General features: G+C 47.1%; 30 protein-coding genes. All 30 read left to right on the forward strand.

Going from position 1 to position 16,920, the window contains the following annotated elements:
• Positions 1–22 precede the first annotated feature (22 nt).
• The 30 genes from rpsL (at position 23) to rpsD (ending at position 16,910) form a co-directional block, all read left to right on the forward strand.
• Positions 23–397 carry a 30S ribosomal protein S12 gene (gene rpsL, locus K0I31_RS00805; RefSeq protein ID WP_011863962.1) on the forward strand — a complete coding sequence of 125 codons (375 nt, stop codon included), beginning with the start codon at positions 23–25 and terminating at the stop codon, positions 395–397.
• A gap of 80 nt (positions 398–477) precedes the next feature.
• On the forward strand, positions 478–948 hold the full coding sequence (gene rpsG / locus K0I31_RS00810; RefSeq protein WP_011863963.1) for a 30S ribosomal protein S7: 471 nt from the start codon (positions 478–480) through the stop codon (positions 946–948).
• Between the two features lie 75 nt (positions 949–1,023).
• The gene (gene fusA / locus K0I31_RS00815; protein WP_220079603.1) at positions 1,024–3,120 is read left to right on the forward strand and encodes an elongation factor G; all 2,097 of its coding nucleotides are present in this window, start codon (positions 1,024–1,026) and stop codon (positions 3,118–3,120) included.
• Positions 3,121–3,199: 79 nt separating this feature from the next.
• Positions 3,200–4,384, forward strand: a complete 1,185-nt coding sequence (gene tuf / locus K0I31_RS00820) for an elongation factor Tu (RefSeq protein ID WP_011863953.1) — start codon at positions 3,200–3,202, stop codon at positions 4,382–4,384.
• Between the two features lie 361 nt (positions 4,385–4,745).
• Entirely contained in the window at positions 4,746–5,057 is a 312-nt protein-coding gene (gene rpsJ, locus K0I31_RS00825) for a 30S ribosomal protein S10 (RefSeq protein ID WP_011070616.1), read from the forward strand.
• A gap of 27 nt (positions 5,058–5,084) precedes the next feature.
• Entirely contained in the window at positions 5,085–5,723 is a 639-nt protein-coding gene (gene rplC, locus K0I31_RS00830) for a 50S ribosomal protein L3 (RefSeq protein WP_011863966.1), read from the forward strand.
• A 16-nt stretch (positions 5,724–5,739) separates the two neighbouring features.
• Positions 5,740–6,345 carry a 50S ribosomal protein L4 gene (gene rplD, locus K0I31_RS00835; RefSeq protein WP_011863967.1) on the forward strand — a complete coding sequence of 202 codons (606 nt, stop codon included), beginning with the start codon at positions 5,740–5,742 and terminating at the stop codon, positions 6,343–6,345.
• Entirely contained in the window at positions 6,342–6,641 is a 300-nt protein-coding gene (gene rplW / locus K0I31_RS00840) for a 50S ribosomal protein L23 (RefSeq protein WP_011863968.1), read from the forward strand. Before rplD ends, rplW begins: the two co-directional genes overlap by 4 nt.
• Before the next feature lie 16 nt (positions 6,642–6,657).
• Entirely contained in the window at positions 6,658–7,485 is an 828-nt protein-coding gene (gene rplB, locus K0I31_RS00845; RefSeq protein ID WP_011863969.1) for a 50S ribosomal protein L2, read from the forward strand.
• Between the two features lie 11 nt (positions 7,486–7,496).
• Positions 7,497–7,775, forward strand: a complete 279-nt coding sequence (rpsS, locus tag K0I31_RS00850) for a 30S ribosomal protein S19 (RefSeq protein WP_011863970.1) — start codon at positions 7,497–7,499, stop codon at positions 7,773–7,775.
• Positions 7,776–7,790: 15 nt separating this feature from the next.
• Complete coding sequence (gene rplV, locus K0I31_RS00855) at positions 7,791–8,123, forward strand: 50S ribosomal protein L22 (RefSeq protein ID WP_011863971.1); 333 nt, start codon at positions 7,791–7,793, stop codon at positions 8,121–8,123.
• A 9-nt stretch (positions 8,124–8,132) separates the two neighbouring features.
• Positions 8,133–8,822 carry a 30S ribosomal protein S3 gene (gene rpsC / locus K0I31_RS00860; protein WP_011863972.1) on the forward strand — a complete coding sequence of 230 codons (690 nt, stop codon included), beginning with the start codon at positions 8,133–8,135 and terminating at the stop codon, positions 8,820–8,822.
• An 11-nt stretch (positions 8,823–8,833) separates the two neighbouring features.
• Positions 8,834–9,244 carry a 50S ribosomal protein L16 gene (gene rplP, locus K0I31_RS00865; protein ID WP_011863973.1) on the forward strand — a complete coding sequence of 137 codons (411 nt, stop codon included), beginning with the start codon at positions 8,834–8,836 and terminating at the stop codon, positions 9,242–9,244.
• Positions 9,244–9,435 carry a 50S ribosomal protein L29 gene (gene rpmC / locus K0I31_RS00870; protein ID WP_011863974.1) on the forward strand — a complete coding sequence of 64 codons (192 nt, stop codon included), beginning with the start codon at positions 9,244–9,246 and terminating at the stop codon, positions 9,433–9,435. The genes rplP and rpmC overlap by 1 nt, the downstream gene beginning before the upstream one ends.
• A complete protein-coding gene (rpsQ, locus tag K0I31_RS00875; protein ID WP_011863975.1) occupies positions 9,435–9,683 on the forward strand; it encodes a 30S ribosomal protein S17 in 249 nt (82 codons plus the stop codon). The genes rpmC and rpsQ overlap by 1 nt, the downstream gene beginning before the upstream one ends.
• A 179-nt stretch (positions 9,684–9,862) precedes the next feature.
• Positions 9,863–10,231, forward strand: coding sequence for a 50S ribosomal protein L14 (gene rplN / locus K0I31_RS00880; RefSeq protein ID WP_011863976.1), 369 nt, complete (start codon positions 9,863–9,865; stop codon positions 10,229–10,231).
• Positions 10,232–10,242: 11 nt separating this feature from the next.
• On the forward strand, positions 10,243–10,557 hold the full coding sequence (gene rplX, locus K0I31_RS00885) for a 50S ribosomal protein L24 (RefSeq protein ID WP_011863977.1): 315 nt from the start codon (positions 10,243–10,245) through the stop codon (positions 10,555–10,557).
• Positions 10,558–10,569: 12 nt separating this feature from the next.
• Positions 10,570–11,109: a 50S ribosomal protein L5 gene (gene rplE / locus K0I31_RS00890; protein ID WP_011863978.1), complete on the forward strand. Its 540-nt coding sequence runs from the start codon at positions 10,570–10,572 to the stop codon at positions 11,107–11,109.
• A gap of 10 nt (positions 11,110–11,119) precedes the next feature.
• Positions 11,120–11,425 (forward strand): 30S ribosomal protein S14, encoded by a 306-nt coding sequence (rpsN, locus tag K0I31_RS00895; RefSeq protein WP_011863979.1) that lies wholly within the window; start codon positions 11,120–11,122, stop codon positions 11,423–11,425.
• 23 nt (positions 11,426–11,448) lie between these two features.
• A complete protein-coding gene (gene rpsH, locus K0I31_RS00900; RefSeq protein WP_011863980.1) occupies positions 11,449–11,841 on the forward strand; it encodes a 30S ribosomal protein S8 in 393 nt (130 codons plus the stop codon).
• A gap of 10 nt (positions 11,842–11,851) precedes the next feature.
• A complete protein-coding gene (gene rplF / locus K0I31_RS00905; protein ID WP_011863981.1) occupies positions 11,852–12,382 on the forward strand; it encodes a 50S ribosomal protein L6 in 531 nt (176 codons plus the stop codon).
• 10 nt (positions 12,383–12,392) lie between these two features.
• Positions 12,393–12,743 (forward strand): 50S ribosomal protein L18, encoded by a 351-nt coding sequence (gene rplR / locus K0I31_RS00910; protein WP_011863982.1) that lies wholly within the window; start codon positions 12,393–12,395, stop codon positions 12,741–12,743.
• Positions 12,744–12,756: 13 nt separating this feature from the next.
• Positions 12,757–13,260 (forward strand): 30S ribosomal protein S5, encoded by a 504-nt coding sequence (gene rpsE, locus K0I31_RS00915; protein ID WP_011863983.1) that lies wholly within the window; start codon positions 12,757–12,759, stop codon positions 13,258–13,260.
• Between the two features lie 5 nt (positions 13,261–13,265).
• Positions 13,266–13,448 (forward strand): 50S ribosomal protein L30, encoded by a 183-nt coding sequence (gene rpmD / locus K0I31_RS00920; RefSeq protein WP_011863984.1) that lies wholly within the window; start codon positions 13,266–13,268, stop codon positions 13,446–13,448.
• Between the two features lie 3 nt (positions 13,449–13,451).
• The gene (gene rplO / locus K0I31_RS00925; protein WP_011863985.1) at positions 13,452–13,886 is read left to right on the forward strand and encodes a 50S ribosomal protein L15; all 435 of its coding nucleotides are present in this window, start codon (positions 13,452–13,454) and stop codon (positions 13,884–13,886) included.
• A 7-nt stretch (positions 13,887–13,893) separates the two neighbouring features.
• The gene (gene secY, locus K0I31_RS00930; RefSeq protein WP_011863986.1) at positions 13,894–15,234 is read left to right on the forward strand and encodes a preprotein translocase subunit SecY; all 1,341 of its coding nucleotides are present in this window, start codon (positions 13,894–13,896) and stop codon (positions 15,232–15,234) included.
• A 21-nt stretch (positions 15,235–15,255) separates the two neighbouring features.
• Positions 15,256–15,369 carry a 50S ribosomal protein L36 gene (gene rpmJ / locus K0I31_RS00935; protein WP_006083579.1) on the forward strand — a complete coding sequence of 38 codons (114 nt, stop codon included), beginning with the start codon at positions 15,256–15,258 and terminating at the stop codon, positions 15,367–15,369.
• 117 nt (positions 15,370–15,486) lie between these two features.
• Positions 15,487–15,843, forward strand: coding sequence for a 30S ribosomal protein S13 (gene rpsM / locus K0I31_RS00940; RefSeq protein ID WP_011863987.1), 357 nt, complete (start codon positions 15,487–15,489; stop codon positions 15,841–15,843).
• Between the two features lie 17 nt (positions 15,844–15,860).
• Complete coding sequence (gene rpsK / locus K0I31_RS00945; RefSeq protein ID WP_011863988.1) at positions 15,861–16,253, forward strand: 30S ribosomal protein S11; 393 nt, start codon at positions 15,861–15,863, stop codon at positions 16,251–16,253.
• Positions 16,254–16,289: 36 nt separating this feature from the next.
• Complete coding sequence (rpsD, locus tag K0I31_RS00950; RefSeq protein WP_011863989.1) at positions 16,290–16,910, forward strand: 30S ribosomal protein S4; 621 nt, start codon at positions 16,290–16,292, stop codon at positions 16,908–16,910.
• The last annotated feature ends 10 nt before the right edge of the window (positions 16,911–16,920 follow it).

Consider the following 16,920-nt stretch of genomic DNA (forward strand, 5'->3'; position numbering starts at 1 on the left):
ATCAACTGATTCGGAGCTATACATGGCAACTGTAAACCAGTTGGTACGTAAGCCTCGCTCGCCAAAAGTCATCAAGACTAACGTGCCTGCGTTGAATGCGTGTCCACAAAAGCGTGGTGTTTGTACTCGCGTGTACACAACCACACCTAAAAAACCTAACTCTGCACTACGTAAAGTAGCTCGTGTGCGTCTAACTAACGGTTTCGAAGTTACTTCGTACATCGGCGGTGAAGGCCACAACCTGCAGGAACACAGCGTGATTCTAATCCGTGGTGGTCGTGTTAAAGACTTACCAGGTGTTCGTTATCACACTGTTCGTGGCGCATTAGACTGTGCTGGTGTTAGTGAGCGTCGTCAAGGACGTTCTAAGTACGGAGCTAAGCGTCCTAAGTCTTAACGTTTTCCGTTAAGTAAGGCCAAGCTAGAGATAAATGTGATTCCAGTTTTGGGGTCCCTGAAGCATACGGAGAAATTGTTATGCCAAGACGTCGCGTTGTAGGACAACGTAAAATCCTACCAGATCCAAAATTTAATAGTGAGTTGCTGGCTAAGTTCATCAACGTCATTATGCAGGACGGCAAAAAGTCGACTGCTGAAAAAATCATTTACAAGGCACTAGACGTTGTCGCTGAGAAGAAAGGCGAAGAGCACCTAGTGATCCTTGAAGCAGCCCTGGATAACGTACGTCCAACTGTCGAGGTTAAGTCTCGTCGTGTTGGTGGTTCTACTTACCAGGTACCATGTGAAGTTCGTCCAGTGCGTCGTAACGCACTAGCGATGCGCTGGTTAGTTGAAGCTGCACGTAAGCGTGGTGAAAAATCTATGGCTCTACGTCTAGCAGGTGAAATGCTAGATGCTGCCGAAAACAAAGGCACTGCTGTTAAGAAGCGCGAAGACGTGCATCGTATGGCAGAAGCAAACAAAGCGTTTGCTCATTACCGCTGGTAATCTTTTGGTGCAGGCGATTGCCTGCACCATGTTTTACATCACTAAGGTGCCTACCTTAGTAAAGAGGGTTTAATCGTGGCTCGTACAACTCCAATTGAGCGCTACCGTAATATCGGTATCTGTGCTCACGTTGACGCAGGAAAAACCACAACTACAGAACGTGTTCTCTTCTATACCGGTATGTCTCACAAGATCGGTGAGGTGCATGATGGCGCTGCCACCATGGACTGGATGGAACAGGAGCAGGAGCGTGGTATTACTATCACCTCGGCGGCAACGACCACGTTCTGGCGCGGTATGGATGCTCAATTTACCGAGCATCGTATCAACATCATCGACACCCCTGGCCACGTTGACTTCACTATTGAAGTTGAGCGTTCGCTACGTGTACTCGATGGCGCAGTAGTTGTGTTCTGTGGTTCATCTGGTGTTGAACCTCAGTCCGAAACTGTATGGCGACAAGCGGACAAGTACCACGTCCCGCGCTTAGTGTTTGTCAATAAGATGGACCGCGCTGGTGCTGACTTTGAACGCGTCGTTGGACAGATACGTAACCGTCTGGGAGCGACTTGTGTACCTATTCAATTGAACATAGGTGCAGAAGAAGAGTTTAAGGGTGTCATTGACCTGATCAAGATGAAGGCCATTAACTGGAACGAATCAGATCAAGGTATGACCTTCAATTATGAAGAAATTCCCGCAGAGTTGGCCGGCAAGGCCGCTGAGATGCGTGAATACCTAGTTGAGAGTGCGGCCGAAGCCTCTGAAGAACTGATGGACAAGTACCTTGAAGAAGGTGAGCTATCGGAAGAAGAGATCAAGGCAGCATTACGTCAGCGAACTCTGGCTAACGAGATCGTACTGGCTACCTGTGGTTCTGCATTTAAGAACAAGGGTGTGCAGGCGGTACTCGATGCTGTTATCGATTATTTGCCATCGCCAGTCGAAGTACCCGCCATTAAGGGTATTGACGAAAATGAGAATGAAGTCGAACGTCCAGCGGACGACAACGCGCCATTCTCTGCGTTAGCATTTAAGATCGCGACAGACCCATTCGTAGGAACACTGACCTTTGTGCGTGTTTATTCAGGCGTATTGGAAGCAGGTTCTGGCGTATATAACTCGGTCAAACAAAAGCGTGAGCGTATTGGTCGTATGGTGCAGATGCATGCAAACGACCGTAAAGAGATCAAAGAAGTCCGTGCTGGTGACATCGCGGCGGCTATTGGTCTGAAGGATGTTACCACTGGTGACACCCTATGCGATGCTGACCATAAAGTTATTCTCGAACGTATGGAGTTCCCTGAGCCCGTAATCACGATTGCTGTGGAGCCTAGATCTCAAGCCGACCAAGATAAGATGGGTATAGCGCTGCAGAAACTTGCTGCAGAAGATCCCTCTTTCCGTGTTGAGACCAACGAAGAATCGGGTCAAACCCTGATCTCTGGTATGGGCGAGTTGCACTTAGACATCATCGTCGACCGTATGCGTCGCGAATTCAGTGTCGAATGTAACGTAGGTAAGCCACAAGTAGCGTATCGTGAGACTATTCGCTCGAGTGTAGAAGTCGAAGGCAAGTTCGTTCGTCAATCTGGTGGCCGAGGTCAATTTGGTCACGTTTGGTTGAAGCTTGAACCTCAAGAAGAAGGTTTCGGCTATGAATTTGTCAACGAGATTGTTGGTGGTGTTGTTCCAAGAGAATACATCCCTGCAGTAGATAAAGGTATCCAGGAACAGATGAAGAATGGCGTACTCGCCGGTTTCCCTGTTCTGGACGTCAAAGTAACGCTGTTCGACGGCTCATACCATGATGTCGACTCGAACGAGATGGCGTTTAAGGTGGCCGCCTCTATGGGCTTCAAGAAGGGTGCTCTCGAAGCAGACCCTGTGTTACTCGAACCTTGTATGAAGGTTGAAGTAACCACTCCTGAAGATTACATGGGGGATGTAGTAGGCGACTTAAACCGACGTCGCGGCATGATCGAAGGTATGGACGACGGCATTGGCGGCGTCAAAATCGTTCGAGCTGTAGTACCTCTATCTGAAATGTTTGGTTACGCGACAGACTTGCGTAGCGCTACCCAAGGACGTGCCTCATACTCTATGGAGTTCCTGAAGTACTCGGATGCGCCGCAGAATGTTGCAAAATCAGTTATAGAAGCGCGCGGATAACCGCAAACTAGTCTATAACTCATAATTGAATGCTATTACTCAGCAAGGCTGAGTATTTCTGAAAAGAAAGGAATATATCGTGGCTAAAGAAAAATTTGAACGTAGTAAACCCCATGTTAACGTTGGTACCATCGGTCACGTTGACCATGGTAAAACAACTCTAACTGCTGCTATCTCTCACGTACTGACTAAGACTTACGGTGGTGAAGCTAAAGATTTCGCACAGATCGATAACGCTCCAGAAGAGCGTGAGCGCGGTATTACCATCAATACCTCTCACATCGAGTACGACACTCCAACTCGTCACTACGCACACGTAGACTGCCCAGGCCACGCTGACTATGTTAAAAACATGATCACTGGTGCTGCACAGATGGACGGCGCTATCCTAGTAGTAGCTTCTACTGACGGTCCAATGCCACAGACTCGTGAGCACATCCTGCTTTCTCGTCAGGTAGGTGTACCTTTCATCATCGTATTCATGAACAAATGTGACATGGTTGACGATGAAGAGCTGCTAGAACTAGTAGAGATGGAAGTTCGTGAACTGCTATCTGAATACGACTTCCCAGGTGATGACCTACCAGTTATCCAAGGTTCAGCTCTGAAAGCCCTAGAAGGCGAGCCAGAGTGGGAAGCTAAGATCCTAGAACTAGCTGAAGCACTAGACTCTTACATTCCAGAGCCAGAGCGTGCAATCGACGGTGCATTCATTCTGCCAATCGAAGACGTATTCTCAATCTCAGGCCGTGGTACTGTAGTAACAGGTCGTGTTGAGCGCGGTATCGTTAAAGTTGGTGACGAAGTAGAAATCGTAGGTATCAAAGACACTACTAAGACTACTTGTACTGGTGTTGAAATGTTCCGTAAGCTGCTTGACGAAGGTCGTGCAGGTGAGAACTGTGGTGTACTACTACGTGGTACTAAGCGTGATGAAGTTGAGCGTGGTCAAGTACTGGCTCAGCCTGGTTCTATCACTCCACACACTCAGTTCGAATCAGAAGTATACGTACTGTCAAAAGAAGAAGGTGGTCGTCACACTCCATTCTTCAAAGGCTACCGTCCACAGTTCTACTTCCGTACAACTGACGTAACCGGTACTATCGAGCTGCCAGAAGGCGTTGAAATGGTAATGCCTGGTGACAACATCAAGATGGTTGTTACTCTGATCTGCCCAATCGCGATGGACGAAGGTCTACGTTTCGCTATCCGTGAAGGTGGCCGTACAGTTGGTGCTGGTGTTGTAGCTAAGATCATCGCTTAATAGCATTTGATTTTACAAACACACTGAAAAAGGCAGCTTAGGCTGCCTTTTTTATTGCCGGCGATTTGTTGGAGGAAGGGGGCTAGCTTTTCTGATCTGGATAAGTATAATACTCGCCACTTTAAGAGTTAACGCATAACTGCTGTTAATTCGTTCAACGGGCTTGATCTTAAACTTTAGATCAGTATAATAGCCCCTCGCCTTAACCATTAGGCGAAGTTTGTCGGTTCTCGAAACCGACGTAAAATAATACAGCGACTCCGATTTGGAGTCGAACGGTTAAATCATCTCGCTCTGCTTTTCCAGTAAGGAAGAAGCTAGAGGGTGATTTTTTATGTGTCCATTTTAGGAGCTCTGGTCAATGCAGAACCAAAGAATCCGTATCCGCCTCAAAGGATTTGATCATCGTCTGATCGATCAATCTACCGCGGAAATCGTTGAAACTGCTAAGCGCACAGGCGCCCAGGTACGTGGTCCAATCCCACTACCAACGCGTAAAGAGCGTTATACCGTTTTGATCTCTCCACACGTTAATAAAGATGCGCGTGATCAGTACGAACTTCGTACTCATAAGCGTCTTGTTGACATCGTAGAGCCGACTGAAAAGACTGTAGATGCACTTATGCGTCTAGATCTGGCGGCAGGTGTTGACGTTCAAATTAGCTTAGGTTAATTGAGATCCTTAGAAGAGGTTTGAGAGATGGCTATCGGTCTTATCGGTCGTAAAGTAGGTATGACTCGCATCTTCACTGAAGATGGTGCGTCAATACCTGTAACAGTAATTGAAATTGCAGCTAACCGCGTTGCTCAAGTGAAAACTTTAGAAACTGACGGTTACCGTGCACTTCAAATTACTACTGGTACCAAAAAAGCTAATCGCATCACTAAACCAGAAGCAGGTCACTTTGCTAAGGCTGGCGTTGAAGCTGGTCGTGGTTTGTGGGAAATGCGTCTGGCTGACGGTGAAGGCGAAGGCATCGAAGTAGGTGCTGAGCTTAATGTTGATATCTTCGCTGACGTAGCGAAAGTTGATGTTACTGGTCAATCAAAGGGTAAAGGTTTCCAAGGCGGTATCAAGCGTTGGAATTTCCGCACTCAAGATGCAACACACGGTAACTCATTGGCACATAGAGCTAACGGTTCTATCGGTCAAAACCAAACACCTGGTCGCGTTTTCAAAGGTAAGAAAATGTCTGGCCACATGGGTGCAGAGCGTGTTACTACCCAGAATCTAGACGTTGTACGTGTAGACGCTGAGCGTAACCTGCTATTGGTTAAGGGTGCAGTTCCAGGCGCTACTAATGGCGACCTGATCATCAAGCCTGCCGTTAAAGCTTAGGTCTGAGGAGATAGTAATGGAATTGGTATTGAAAGACGCACAGAGTGCTCTTGAAGTTTCCGAAACTACCTTCGGCCGTGACTTTAATGAAGCACTGGTTCATCAGGTAGTTGTAGCATACGCTGCAAACGCGCGTCAGGGTACTCGTGCTCAAAAGACTCGCGCAGAAGTAACTGGCTCTGGCAAAAAGCCATGGCGCCAAAAAGGTACTGGCCGTGCTCGTGCTGGTACTGTTAAAGGCCCAATCTGGCGTGGCGGTGGCGTTTCATTCGCTGCTAAAACCCAAGATCACAGCCAAAAAGTAAACAAGAAGATGTACCGCGGAGCGCTTAAGAGCATTCTGTCTGAATTAGTACGTCAAGATCGTCTTGTTGTTGTTGAGTCATTCGGTGTTGAAGCTCCTAAGACTAAAGAGTTGAAGGCTAAGCTGAAAGACATGAAGCTGGAAGACGTATTAATTGTTACTCCAGAGATTGACGAGAACTTGTTCTTAGCTGCACGCAACCTGTACAAAGTTGACGTTCGCGACGTTGCTGGTATCGATCCAGTAAGCCTAATCGCGTTCGAAAAAGTACTGGTTACTGCCGATGCTGTTAAGCAAATCGAGGAGATGCTGGGATGATAAGCGAAGAACGTTTGCTAAAAGTTATTCTAGCGCCACACATCTCTGAAAAGAGTACTGTTTGCGCTGAAAATAACAACACGGTCGTTTTCCGTGTAGCTATCGATGCGACTAAAGCTGAAGTTAAAGCTGCAGTAGCTAAGTTGTTCGAAGTTGAAGTAGATTCAGTTCGCACTTTGGTTAACAAAGGTAAGACTAAGCGTCACGGTGCCCGTACTGGCCGTCGTAGCGATTGGAAAAAAGCCTATGTGACTTTAGCTGCTGGTGCTGACATCGATTTCGTCGGCGCTGAGTAAGCAAAGGAGAATTATCATGGCAGTTATTAAGTGTAAGCCAACCTCTGCTGGTCGTCGCCACGTTGTTAAAGTGGTGAACAGCGATCTGCATAAGGGTAAACCCTTTGCTGGCCTGTTGGCGAAAAAAGCTAAGAGCGGTGGCCGTAACAACACCGGTCGTATTACTGTTCGTCACGTAGGTGGTGGACACAAGCAGCACTACCGTATTGTTGACTTCAAGCGCAACAAAGACGGTATCCCTGCTAAAGTAGAGCGTTTGGAATATGATCCAAACCGTACCGCTAACATCGCACTTGTTTTGTATGCTGATGGTGAGCGTCGTTATATCCTTGCTGCTAAAGGCATGCAAGCTGGTGATCAAATCCAGTCTGGTATCGATGCTGAAATCAAAGCGGGTAACGCTTTGCCACTACGCAACATCCCAGTAGGTAGCGTTGTTCACGCAGTTGAAATGAAGCCTGGTAAAGGTGCTCAGATCGCTCGTTCAGCAGGTACCTACGTACAAGTTGTAGCTCGTGATGGCGCATACGCCACTCTACGTCTTCGCTCTGGCGAAATGCGTAAAGTGCCAGTAGATTGCCGCGCGACATTAGGTGAAGTTGGTAATGCCGAGCATATGCTACGCCAGTTGGGTAAAGCAGGTGCTAAGCGCTGGAGAGGCGTACGCCCAACAGTTCGTGGTGTTGCAATGAACCCAGTAGACCATCCACATGGTGGTGGTGAAGGCCGTACATCTGGTGGCCGTCACCCAGTGACTCCATGGGGTGTCCCAACTAAGGGTTATAAGACCCGTAGTAACAAACGCACCGACAAGTACATCGTACGTCGTCGTAACAAAAAGTAAGAGGATTCGCCATGCCACGTTCTCTCAAGAAAGGTCCATTCATTGACCTACACTTGCTGAAGAAGGTAGAGAAAGCGATGGAAGCGGGTGACAAGAAGCCTATCAAGACTTGGTCTCGCCGCTCAATGATCATTCCTAACATGATTGGAATGACCATCGCTGTCCATAATGGTCGTCAGCACGTACCTGTGTTCGTAACTGACGAGATGATCGGCCACAAGCTTGGTGAATTTTCACCAACTCGCACTTATCGCGGCCATGCTGCTGATAAGAAAGCGAAGAAGCGTTAATACGGGAGACTCGAGATGGAAGTTTTAGCTAAACATCGTTTTGCCCGTACGTCGCCTCAAAAGTGTCGTTTGGTTGCAGATCAAATTCGTGGACTGCCTGTTGCTAAGGCTCTTGAAATTTTGACTTTCAGCCCTAAGAAAGCAGCTGTACTTGTTAAGAAAGTACTAGACTCTGCTATCGCTAATGCTGAGCACAACGAAGGTGCTGACATTGACGAGCTGAAAGTTGGAAAAGTCTTTGTAGACGAGGGTCCAACTATGAAGCGTATCATGCCACGTGCTAAAGGCCGTGCTGATCGTATTATCAAGCGTACCAGCCACATCACTGTGGTTGTGTCAGATCGCTAGGAGTTAGCAATGGGACAGAAAGTACATCCTAATGGTATCCGTCTGGGTATCACTAAGCCTTGGATCTCGACTTGGTACGCTGATAAATCAGATTATGCCAACAATCTAAGCAGCGACTGGGAAGTGCGTAAGTTTCTAGAAAAGAAACTTAAGCAAGCCTCAGTCTCTAAGATTGTTATCGAGCGTCCAGCTAAGAGTGTTCGCGTTACCATTCACACTGCCCGTCCAGGTGTTGTGATCGGTAAGAAAGGCGAAGATGTTGAAAAGCTGCGCAACGAAGTTGCTAAGTTGACTGGTATTCCAGCTCAAATCAACATCGCTGAAATCCGTAAGCCAGAGCTAGATGCGAAGCTGGTTGCCGAAGGCATCGCTTCTCAGCTAGAGCGTCGTGTAATGTTCCGTCGTGCTATGAAGCGTGCGGTACAGAACGCTATGCGTCTAGGTGCTAAGGGTATCAAAGTTGAAGTGAGCGGCCGTTTAGGCGGTGCTGAGATTGCGCGTTCAGAGTGGTATCGTGAAGGTCGTGTGCCTCTACATACACTGCGTGCTGATATCGATTATTCTACTGCAGAAAGTCACACTCAATACGGTGTGATCGGCGTTAAAGTTTGGGTCTTCAAAGGTGAAGTTCTAGACGGCGTTGTTCCTGCGCTAGAAGAGCCGAAACAGCAGCCGAAGCGTAAGCCTCGCGGTAAATAGGAGAGCTGGCAATGCTGCAACCAAAACGAATGAAGTTTCGTAAAATGTTCAAAGGCCGTAACCGCGGTCTGGCGAACGGCACTGAAGTAAGCTTCGGTGAGTTCGGTTTGAAAGCTGTTGGACGTGGCCGTCTGACTGCTCGTCAAATCGAATCTGCGCGTCGTGCTATGACACGTCACATTAAACGTCAAGGTCAAATTTGGATCCGCGTTTTCCCTGACAAGCCAATCACCTCTAAGCCTCTTGAAGTGCGTATGGGTAAAGGTAAGGGTAACGTTGAATACTGGGTTTGCCAGATTCAACCTGGTAAGGTTCTTTATGAGATGAATGGTGTATCAGAAGAGTTGGCTCGTGAAGCTTTCACTCTTGCTGCTGCCAAGCTTCCTATTAAGACTACCTTCGTAACTAAGACGGTGATGTAATGAAAGCGAGCGAACTAACTCAGAAGAGCGTTGAAGAACTGAACGCTGAACTGCTTGGTCTGCTGCGTGAGCAGTTTAATCTGCGTATGCAACACGCCACTGGTCAGTTGACTCAGACTCACCAGCTCAAAATCGTGCGTCGTAACATTGCGCGCGTTAAGACCATTATTACTTCTAAGGCGGGTGCATAATGACTGATAAAATCCGTACTTTGCAAGGTCGTGTACTTAGCAACAAGATGGACAAGTCTATCACTGTAGCTATTGAGCGTAAGGTTAAGCATCCTCTATACGGGAAGTTTATCAAGCGTACTACTAAGATCCATGCACATGACGAAACAAATCAGTGTAATGCTGGCGATATCGTGACTATTCGCGAATGCCGTCCGCTGTCTAAGACTAAGTCTTGGACTCTGGTTGAAGTAGTAACAAAAGCCTAATTTAATTAGGTGATTAGCGAAACGGCTCCTAGATTTGGGGCCGTTTTTATTTTTAATACTATCTATTCCTATTTTGCGGTGTTATACTTGCGCGCCATTTTAGACGTTATTTGGTCTAGAATGGTTTAAAAATGCCCCAAATATGGGATTAGTGAAGTAACGATAGCGGAGCACTTAAAATGATCCAAATGCAATCGACTCTAGAAGTCGCCTGTAACAGTGGCGCTCGTAGAGTTCAGTGTATTAAGGTCTTGGGTGGCTCTCATCGTCGTTATGCCGGTATCGGCGACGTCATCAAGGTTTCTGTAAAAGAAGCAATTCCTCGCGGTAAAGCGAAGAAAGGTGACGTGTATAACGCGGTGGTAGTCCGTACTAAGAAAGGCGTACGTCGTCCAGATGGTTCTGTCATTCGCTTCGATCGCAATGCAGCGGTATTGCTAAACGCAAACCTTGCACCGATTGGTACTCGTATCTTTGGACCAGTGACGCGTGAACTGCGTACAGAACAATTTATGAAAATTGTTTCTCTGGCACCAGAAGTACTGTAAGGAGCTTCAAAATGGCAGCTAAAATCCGTCGTGAAGACGAAGTAATTGTACTAGCAGGTAAAGACAAGGGTAAACGCGGTAAGGTTTCTCGAGTTTTACCAACTGGTAAATTAATTGTAGAAGGCATCAATCTGATCAAGAAGCACCAGAAGCCTAACCCACAAATGGGTGTGACTGGTGGTATCGTTGAGAAAGAAGCGCCAATACAAGCATCAAATGTAGCGATTTTCAACTCTGCCACTGGCAAAGCTGATCGCGTTGGTTTCCGATTTGAAGACGGCAAAAAAGTCCGTTTCTTTAAGTCGAACAGTGAACTCGTTAAGTAATTGGAGTAAACGATGGCGAAACTGCATGATAAATATAAAGAGACTGTTATCGCTGAGCTTTCTAAGAAGTTCGGTTATACCAGTGTCATGCAAGTCCCTCGGATTGAGAAAATCACCCTTAACATGGGTGTTGGCGAAGCTGTAGCAGATAAGAAAGTTATGGAGCACGCGCTTCGTGACATGACTGCTATCGCTGGTCAAAAGCCAGTTGTAACTGTTGCTCGTAAATCAGTTGCTGGTTTTAAAATCCGTGATGGCTACCCGATTGGCTGCAAGGTTACCCTGCGTGGTGAACGCATGTGGGAATTCCTTGAGCGTTTAGTTGATATCGCAATCCCGCGTATCCGCGACTTCCGTGGTCTGAGCGCTAAGTCGTTCGACGGACGTGGTAACTACGCAATGGGTGTACGTGAGCAAATCATCTTCCCGGAAATCGATTACGATAAAATCGATAAGATCCGCGGTATGGATATTGTTATCACTACTACTGCGAAGAATGACGAAGAAGGCCGTGCTTTACTAGACGCCTTTAACTTCCCATTCAAGAAATAAGGGTAGCGAAATGGCAAAAAGTTCAATGAAAGCACGTGAAGCAAAACGTGCCAAGCTCGTGGCTAAGTATGCTGAAAAGCGTCTAGCTCTTAAGGCTATCATTAGCAATCCAACTACTTCTGATGAAGATCGTTGGGATGCAGTTCTTAAGCTGCAAGGTCTACCACGTGACTCAAGTGCTGCGCGTCAGCGTAATCGTTGTAGTCAAACTGGTCGCCCACATGGTTTCCTACGCAAGTTCGGCCTGAGCCGTATCAAATTGCGTGAAGCTACCATGCGTGGTGAAGTTCCTGGTCTGCGTAAGGCCAGCTGGTAATACTTGTCACGGAGTAAGCTAATATGAGCATGCAAGATCCAATTGCGGATATGTTAACTCGCATTCGTAACGGCCAAGCTGCTAACAAAGTATCAGTATCTATGCCTTCTGCTAAGCTGAAAGTTGCTATCGCACAGACGCTTAAAGAAGAAGGTTACATCACTGACTACACCGTAGCAGGCGAAGCCAAGCCGGTTTTGGAAATCACTTTGAAGTATTTCCAAGGCCAACCAGTCGTTGAGACTATCCAGCGCGTAAGTCGTCCTGGTCTTCGTATTTACAAAGGTAAAAACGATCTACCAAAGGTGATGGGCGGTCTGGGTGTCGCAATCGTGTCCACTTCTAAAGGTTTGATGACTGATCGTGCCGCCCGCCAACAAGGCATGGGTGGAGAAGTTATCTGCTACGTAGCATAAGGAGCTAGCAATGTCTCGTGTCGCAAAAGCACCAGTCGCTATCCCTGCAGGCGTAGAAGTGACTTTAAACGAACAAACTATCACCGTAAAAGGTGCTAAAGGTAGTTTGACTCGAGTAATCAACGCTGACGTTTCTGTTGTTGTTGAAAACAACGAAATCAAGTGTTCACCAGCTGAAGGCGTAACTAGCGCTGCACAAGCTGGTACAGCTCGAGCACTAATCAACAACATGGTTGTTGGTGTTAACGAAGGTTTCGAAAGAAAGCTGACTCTAGTTGGTGTTGGTTACCGTGCAAAAATTGCTGGTAACGGTATCGACCTGACTCTAGGTTTCTCACACCCTCTAGTACACCAGCTTCCTGACGGCGTAACTGCTGAGTGTCCATCACAAACTGAAATCGTACTTAAGAGTACTGATAAGCAGCTTGTTGGTCAGGTTGCAGCAGAAATTCGTGGCTACCGTCCACCAGAGCCTTACAAAGGCAAGGGTGTTCGCTATGCTGATGAACAAGTACGCCGTAAAGAGGCTAAGAAGAAGTAGGTAACGCGATATGGATAAGAAAACATCTCGCTTACGCCGCGCGACTCGCGCCCGTAAGAAGATCCAAGAGCTGGGCGTTAACCGTCTGGTTGTACATCGTACACCACGTCACACATACGCACAGGTTATTGATGCCAACGCGCAAGTTGTGGCGGCAGCTTCTACTGCTGAAAAAGCGGTATCAGAGCAGCTTAAATACACAGGTAACGTAGAAGCGGCTAAAGCAGTAGGTAAGACTATTGCTGAGCGTGCTATCGAGAAAGGCGTAACTGTAGTTGCATTCGATCGTTCCGGCTTTAAGTATCACGGACGCGTAGCTGCCCTGGCAGACGCTGCTCGTGAAGCTGGCCTACAGTTCTAAGGAATGATTAAAAATGGCTAAATTTGAAGCTCCACAAAAAGACGATCTGCAAGAGAAGTTAGTTGCAGTAAATCGTGTTTCTAAAGTAGTTAAAGGCGGACGTATCTTTAGCTTCACTGCACTGACTGTAGTGGGTGACGGCAACGGTAAAGTCGGCTATGGCTATGGTAAAGCGCGTGAAGTACCTGCTGCTATCCAGAAAGCAATGGAAAAGGCTCGCCGTAACATTGTTTCTGTTGAACTTGTAAATGGTACTTTGCACCACCCTGTTAAGGGCCGTCACACTGGTTCGCGTGTTTACATGCAACCAGCTTCTGAAGGTACTGGTATTATTGCCGGTGGTGCGATGCGTGCCGTATTGGAAGTAGCAGGCGTTCATAACGTTCTGTCAAAAGCATACGGTTCTACTAACCCGATCAACATCGTTCGCGCAACTGTAGATGCGTTGGTGCACATGAAGTCACCAGCTCAAATCGCAGCTAAGCGTGGCCTGAATGTTGATGAAATTCGAGGTTAAGCACCATGGCTACTAAAACATTAAAAGTAACTCAGACTAAGAGTTCAATTGGCCGTCTGCCTAAGCACCGCGCCACATTGACTGGTCTAGGTCTACGCCGTATTAATCACACCGTTGAGCTGGAAGATACTCCTGCGGTTCGCGGTATGATTAACAAGGTTTACTACATGGTTAAGGTGGAGGATTAATCAATGAAATTGAATACTCTATCACCTGCTGCAGGTGCAAAATCAGCAGCTAAGCGTGTAGGTCGCGGTATCGGTTCTGGCCTAGGTAAGACTGCTGGTCGCGGTCACAAAGGTCAGAAGTCACGTTCTGGTGGCGGTGTTCGCGTCGGTTTCGAAGGTGGTCAAATGCCACTTAAGATCCGTTTGCCTAAGTTTGGTTTTACTTCGCGTAAAGCGATGGTAACTGCCGAAATTCGTGTAAGCGAACTGGCTAAAGTTAACGGTGATGTTGTCGACTTGAATGCACTGAAAGATGCGAATCTTGTTACTCGCAACATACAGTTTGCTAAAGTCGTTCTTTCAGGTACCATTGAACGCCCAGTGACCGTTAAAGGTCTGAAGGTAACCAAAGGTGCACGTGCAGCGATCGAAGCTGCCGGCGGAAAGATCGAGGAATAATACGTCGATGGCAAAACCAGGACTTGATTTAAAAAGCGCGAAGGGCGGTTTATCAGAATTGAAAGCCCGCCTACTGTTCGTGATTGGTGCGATTATCGTCTTTAGAGCCGGTTCGTTCGTACCAATTCCTGGTATTGACGCAGCTGTATTAGCAGAGCTGTTTAATCAGCAGAAGGGTACCATCTTAGGCATGTTTAACATGTTCTCTGGTGGCGCCCTTGAACGTGCTTCTATCTTTGCTCTTGGTATCATGCCGTACATCTCGGCATCGATCATCATGCAGCTATTGACTGTGGTACATCCTGCACTGGCCGAACTGAAGAAGGAAGGCGAGTCAGGACGTAAGAAGATCAGTCAGTATACTCGATATGGCACACTGGTCTTGGGTACATTCCAAGCGATCGGTATCGCAACGGGTCTGCCAAACCTGGTCCCTGGTTTAGTTGTAAACCTTGGATTCGGTTTCTACTTCGTTGCAGTAGTGAGTTTGGTCACAGGAACCATGTTCCTCATGTGGCTGGGTGAACAGATCACCGAACGAGGCATAGGTAACGGTATCTCGATTCTTATTTTCGCAGGTATTGTAGCCGGTCTACCTTCTGCTATCGGCCAAACGGCCGAGCAGGCGCGTCAAGGCGACTTGAACGTACTAGTATTATTGTTGATTGCAGTGATCGTATTTGCTGTGACCTATTTTGTTGTGTTTGTTGAGCGTGGACAGCGTCGTATCGTTGTTAACTATGCTAAGCGTCAGCAGGGCCGTAAGGTGTTTGCCGCGCAGAGCACTCACTTACCGCTTAAGGTCAACATGGCAGGTGTGATTCCACCAATCTTTGCGTCAAGCATCATTTTGTTCCCAGGCACACTGGCTCAGTGGTTTGGTCAGAATGAAGGCTTGTCTTGGTTAAGTGATTTTTCACTTGCTGTATCGCCAGGTCAGCCGCTTTACTCATTGTTGTATGCAACAGCGATTATCTTCTTCTGTTTCTTCTATACTGCGTTGGTATTTAACCCACGTGAAACAGCAGACAATCTGAAGAAGAGTGGTGCGTTTATTCCCGGGATCCGTCCTGGAGAACAGACTTCGCGATATATAGATAAAGTAATGACTCGCCTAACACTGGCCGGTGCATTATATATTACCTTTATCTGTTTAATTCCGGAGTTCATGTTAATCGCGTGGAAAGTACAGTTCTATTTTGGCGGTACTTCACTACTAATTATGGTAGTCGTGATCATGGACTTCATGGCTCAGGTTCAGACCCATATGATGTCACATCAGTATGAGTCTGTGATGAAGAAAGCTAACCTAGTGAATAAAGCGAACTTAGATCGCTTTGGTCGCTAAGTAGCTTTACGGAGTGATGAAATGAAAGTTCGAGCTTCCGTGAAGAAGATCTGCCGTAACTGCAAGATCGTAAAGCGTAGCGGCGTTGTACGCGTTATCTGTGTTGAACCAAAACACAAACAGCGTCAAGGCTAAAAACTTTTTGACCAGCTCAGTTTCTGAGCTGGTCAAAATATTATTTGCAAAATCGTCATCTGTCGAGTATCCTACCGGGCTTTTCACAGATGGCCTTTAACTTATGAGGAGTGCATAGTGGCCCGTATCGCTGGCATTAACATTCCTGATCAGAAGCACACAGTCATTGCATTGACTGCTATCTACGGTATTGGACTAACTCGCGCACAACAAATCTGCGCGGCTACTTCAATTGCTGAAGATGCTAAGATCAAGGAATTGAGCGAAGCTCAAATAGACACACTACGCGAAGAAGTTGCTAAATACATTGTAGAAGGTGACTTGCGTCGTGAGATCTCTATGAACATCAAGCGTCTGATGGACCTTGGTTGTTATCGTGGTCTCCGCCACCGTCGTAGCCTGCCCCTTCGTGGGCAACGTACCAAGACCAATGCGCGTACTCGCAAAGGTCCACGTAAGCCAATTAGAAAGTAACGGGAAGGTAAACCAATATGGCTAAAGTTCCGTCACGTTCAACGCGCAAGCGCGTACGTAAACAGGTTGCTGATGGCATGGCTCATATCCATGCATCTTTCAACAACACCATTATCACCATTACAGATCGTCAAGGTAATGCACTTTCTTGGGCAACTTCTGGTGGTTCAGGTTTCCGTGGTTCACGTAAATCTACCCCATTTGCTGCACAGGTAGCTGCTGAGCGCGCAGGTGTTGCTGCTCAGGACTACGGTGTTAAAAACCTTGAAGTTTTCGTGAAGGGTCCAGGTCCAGGACGTGAGTCAGCTATTCGAGCGCTGAACGCGGTTGGTTACAAGATAACCAACATTACCGATGTGACGCCGATCCCTCATAATGGTTGTCGTCCTCCTAAGAAACGTCGCGTGTAATCGCCCCGTTTTTAATAGGATAGTTGGAGAAAGAACATGGCAAGATACTTGGGTCCAAAGCTCAAGCTCACTCGCCGAGAAGGTACAGACCTTTTCCTGAAAAGCGGTGTGAGAGCAATTGATTCGAAGTGTAAGCTTGAAGCTGCACCTGGACAACACGGCGCTCGTAAAGCTCGTTTGTCTGAGTACGGCGTTCAGCTGCGCGAAAAACAAAAAGTTCGTCGTACTTATGGTGTGCTTGAAAAGCAATTCCGTAACTACTACAAAGACGCTGCACGTCTAAAAGGTAACACTGGTGAAAACCTGCTTACTCTTTTGGAAACTCGTTTAGATAACGTTGTTTATCGTATGGGTTTTGGTGCTACCCGTGCTGAAGCACGTCAGCTAGTTAGCCATAAGTCAATTATGGTAAACGGCCGCGTTGTTAACATTCCATCATTCAAAGTGTCTGCGAATGATGTAATTAGCGTTCGTGAGAAGTCTCAAAAGCAAGCTCGTATCAAAGCTGCTCTAGAGGTTGCTTCTCAGCGCGAAAAGCCAACATGGGTTGAAGTAGATGCCGCTAAGATGGAAGGTGCTTTCAAGCGTCTGCCTGAGCGTAGCGATTTATCTGCGGATATTAACGAACAGCTGATCGTCGAGCTTTACTCTAAGTAAAGCTAATAAA

It is taken from the genome of Shewanella spartinae (assembly GCF_019457555.1).
In the GTDB taxonomy this organism is placed as follows: domain Bacteria; phylum Pseudomonadota; class Gammaproteobacteria; order Enterobacterales; family Shewanellaceae; genus Shewanella; species Shewanella loihica.

Bases quoted from the DNA above. Each gene is read 5' to 3' on its own strand.
- rpsH (WP_011863980.1), top strand. From the start codon at position 11,449: ATGAGCATGCAAGATCCAATTGCGGATATGTTAACTCGCATTCGTAAC.
- rpsQ (WP_011863975.1), top strand. From the start codon at position 9,435: ATGACTGATAAAATCCGTACTTTGCAAGGTCGTGTACTTAGCAACAAG.
- rplE (WP_011863978.1), top strand. From the start codon at position 10,570: ATGGCGAAACTGCATGATAAATATAAAGAGACTGTTATCGCTGAGCTT.
- rplB (WP_011863969.1), top strand. From the start codon at position 6,658: ATGGCAGTTATTAAGTGTAAGCCAACCTCTGCTGGTCGTCGCCACGTT.
- rplP (WP_011863973.1), top strand. From the start codon at position 8,834: ATGCTGCAACCAAAACGAATGAAGTTTCGTAAAATGTTCAAAGGCCGT.
- rpsD (WP_011863989.1), top strand. From the start codon at position 16,290: ATGGCAAGATACTTGGGTCCAAAGCTCAAGCTCACTCGCCGAGAAGGT.
- rpmJ (WP_006083579.1), top strand. From the start codon at position 15,256: ATGAAAGTTCGAGCTTCCGTGAAGAAGATCTGCCGTAACTGCAAGATC.
- rpsS (WP_011863970.1), top strand. From the start codon at position 7,497: ATGCCACGTTCTCTCAAGAAAGGTCCATTCATTGACCTACACTTGCTG.
- rplW (WP_011863968.1), top strand. From the start codon at position 6,342: ATGATAAGCGAAGAACGTTTGCTAAAAGTTATTCTAGCGCCACACATC.
- rpsG (WP_011863963.1), top strand. From the start codon at position 478: ATGCCAAGACGTCGCGTTGTAGGACAACGTAAAATCCTACCAGATCCA.
- rplN (WP_011863976.1), top strand. From the start codon at position 9,863: ATGATCCAAATGCAATCGACTCTAGAAGTCGCCTGTAACAGTGGCGCT.
- rpmC (WP_011863974.1), top strand. From the start codon at position 9,244: ATGAAAGCGAGCGAACTAACTCAGAAGAGCGTTGAAGAACTGAACGCT.
- rplC (WP_011863966.1), top strand. From the start codon at position 5,085: ATGGCTATCGGTCTTATCGGTCGTAAAGTAGGTATGACTCGCATCTTC.
- rplV (WP_011863971.1), top strand. From the start codon at position 7,791: ATGGAAGTTTTAGCTAAACATCGTTTTGCCCGTACGTCGCCTCAAAAG.
- rpmD (WP_011863984.1), top strand. From the start codon at position 13,266: ATGGCTACTAAAACATTAAAAGTAACTCAGACTAAGAGTTCAATTGGC.
- rpsJ (WP_011070616.1), top strand. From the start codon at position 4,746: ATGCAGAACCAAAGAATCCGTATCCGCCTCAAAGGATTTGATCATCGT.
- rplD (WP_011863967.1), top strand. From the start codon at position 5,740: ATGGAATTGGTATTGAAAGACGCACAGAGTGCTCTTGAAGTTTCCGAA.
- rpsE (WP_011863983.1), top strand. From the start codon at position 12,757: ATGGCTAAATTTGAAGCTCCACAAAAAGACGATCTGCAAGAGAAGTTA.
- rpsK (WP_011863988.1), top strand. From the start codon at position 15,861: ATGGCTAAAGTTCCGTCACGTTCAACGCGCAAGCGCGTACGTAAACAG.
- rplF (WP_011863981.1), top strand. From the start codon at position 11,852: ATGTCTCGTGTCGCAAAAGCACCAGTCGCTATCCCTGCAGGCGTAGAA.
- secY (WP_011863986.1), top strand. From the start codon at position 13,894: ATGGCAAAACCAGGACTTGATTTAAAAAGCGCGAAGGGCGGTTTATCA.
- rpsL (WP_011863962.1), top strand. From the start codon at position 23: ATGGCAACTGTAAACCAGTTGGTACGTAAGCCTCGCTCGCCAAAAGTC.
- rpsN (WP_011863979.1), top strand. From the start codon at position 11,120: ATGGCAAAAAGTTCAATGAAAGCACGTGAAGCAAAACGTGCCAAGCTC.
- rplO (WP_011863985.1), top strand. From the start codon at position 13,452: ATGAAATTGAATACTCTATCACCTGCTGCAGGTGCAAAATCAGCAGCT.
- rpsC (WP_011863972.1), top strand. From the start codon at position 8,133: ATGGGACAGAAAGTACATCCTAATGGTATCCGTCTGGGTATCACTAAG.
- rplX (WP_011863977.1), top strand. From the start codon at position 10,243: ATGGCAGCTAAAATCCGTCGTGAAGACGAAGTAATTGTACTAGCAGGT.
- rplR (WP_011863982.1), top strand. From the start codon at position 12,393: ATGGATAAGAAAACATCTCGCTTACGCCGCGCGACTCGCGCCCGTAAG.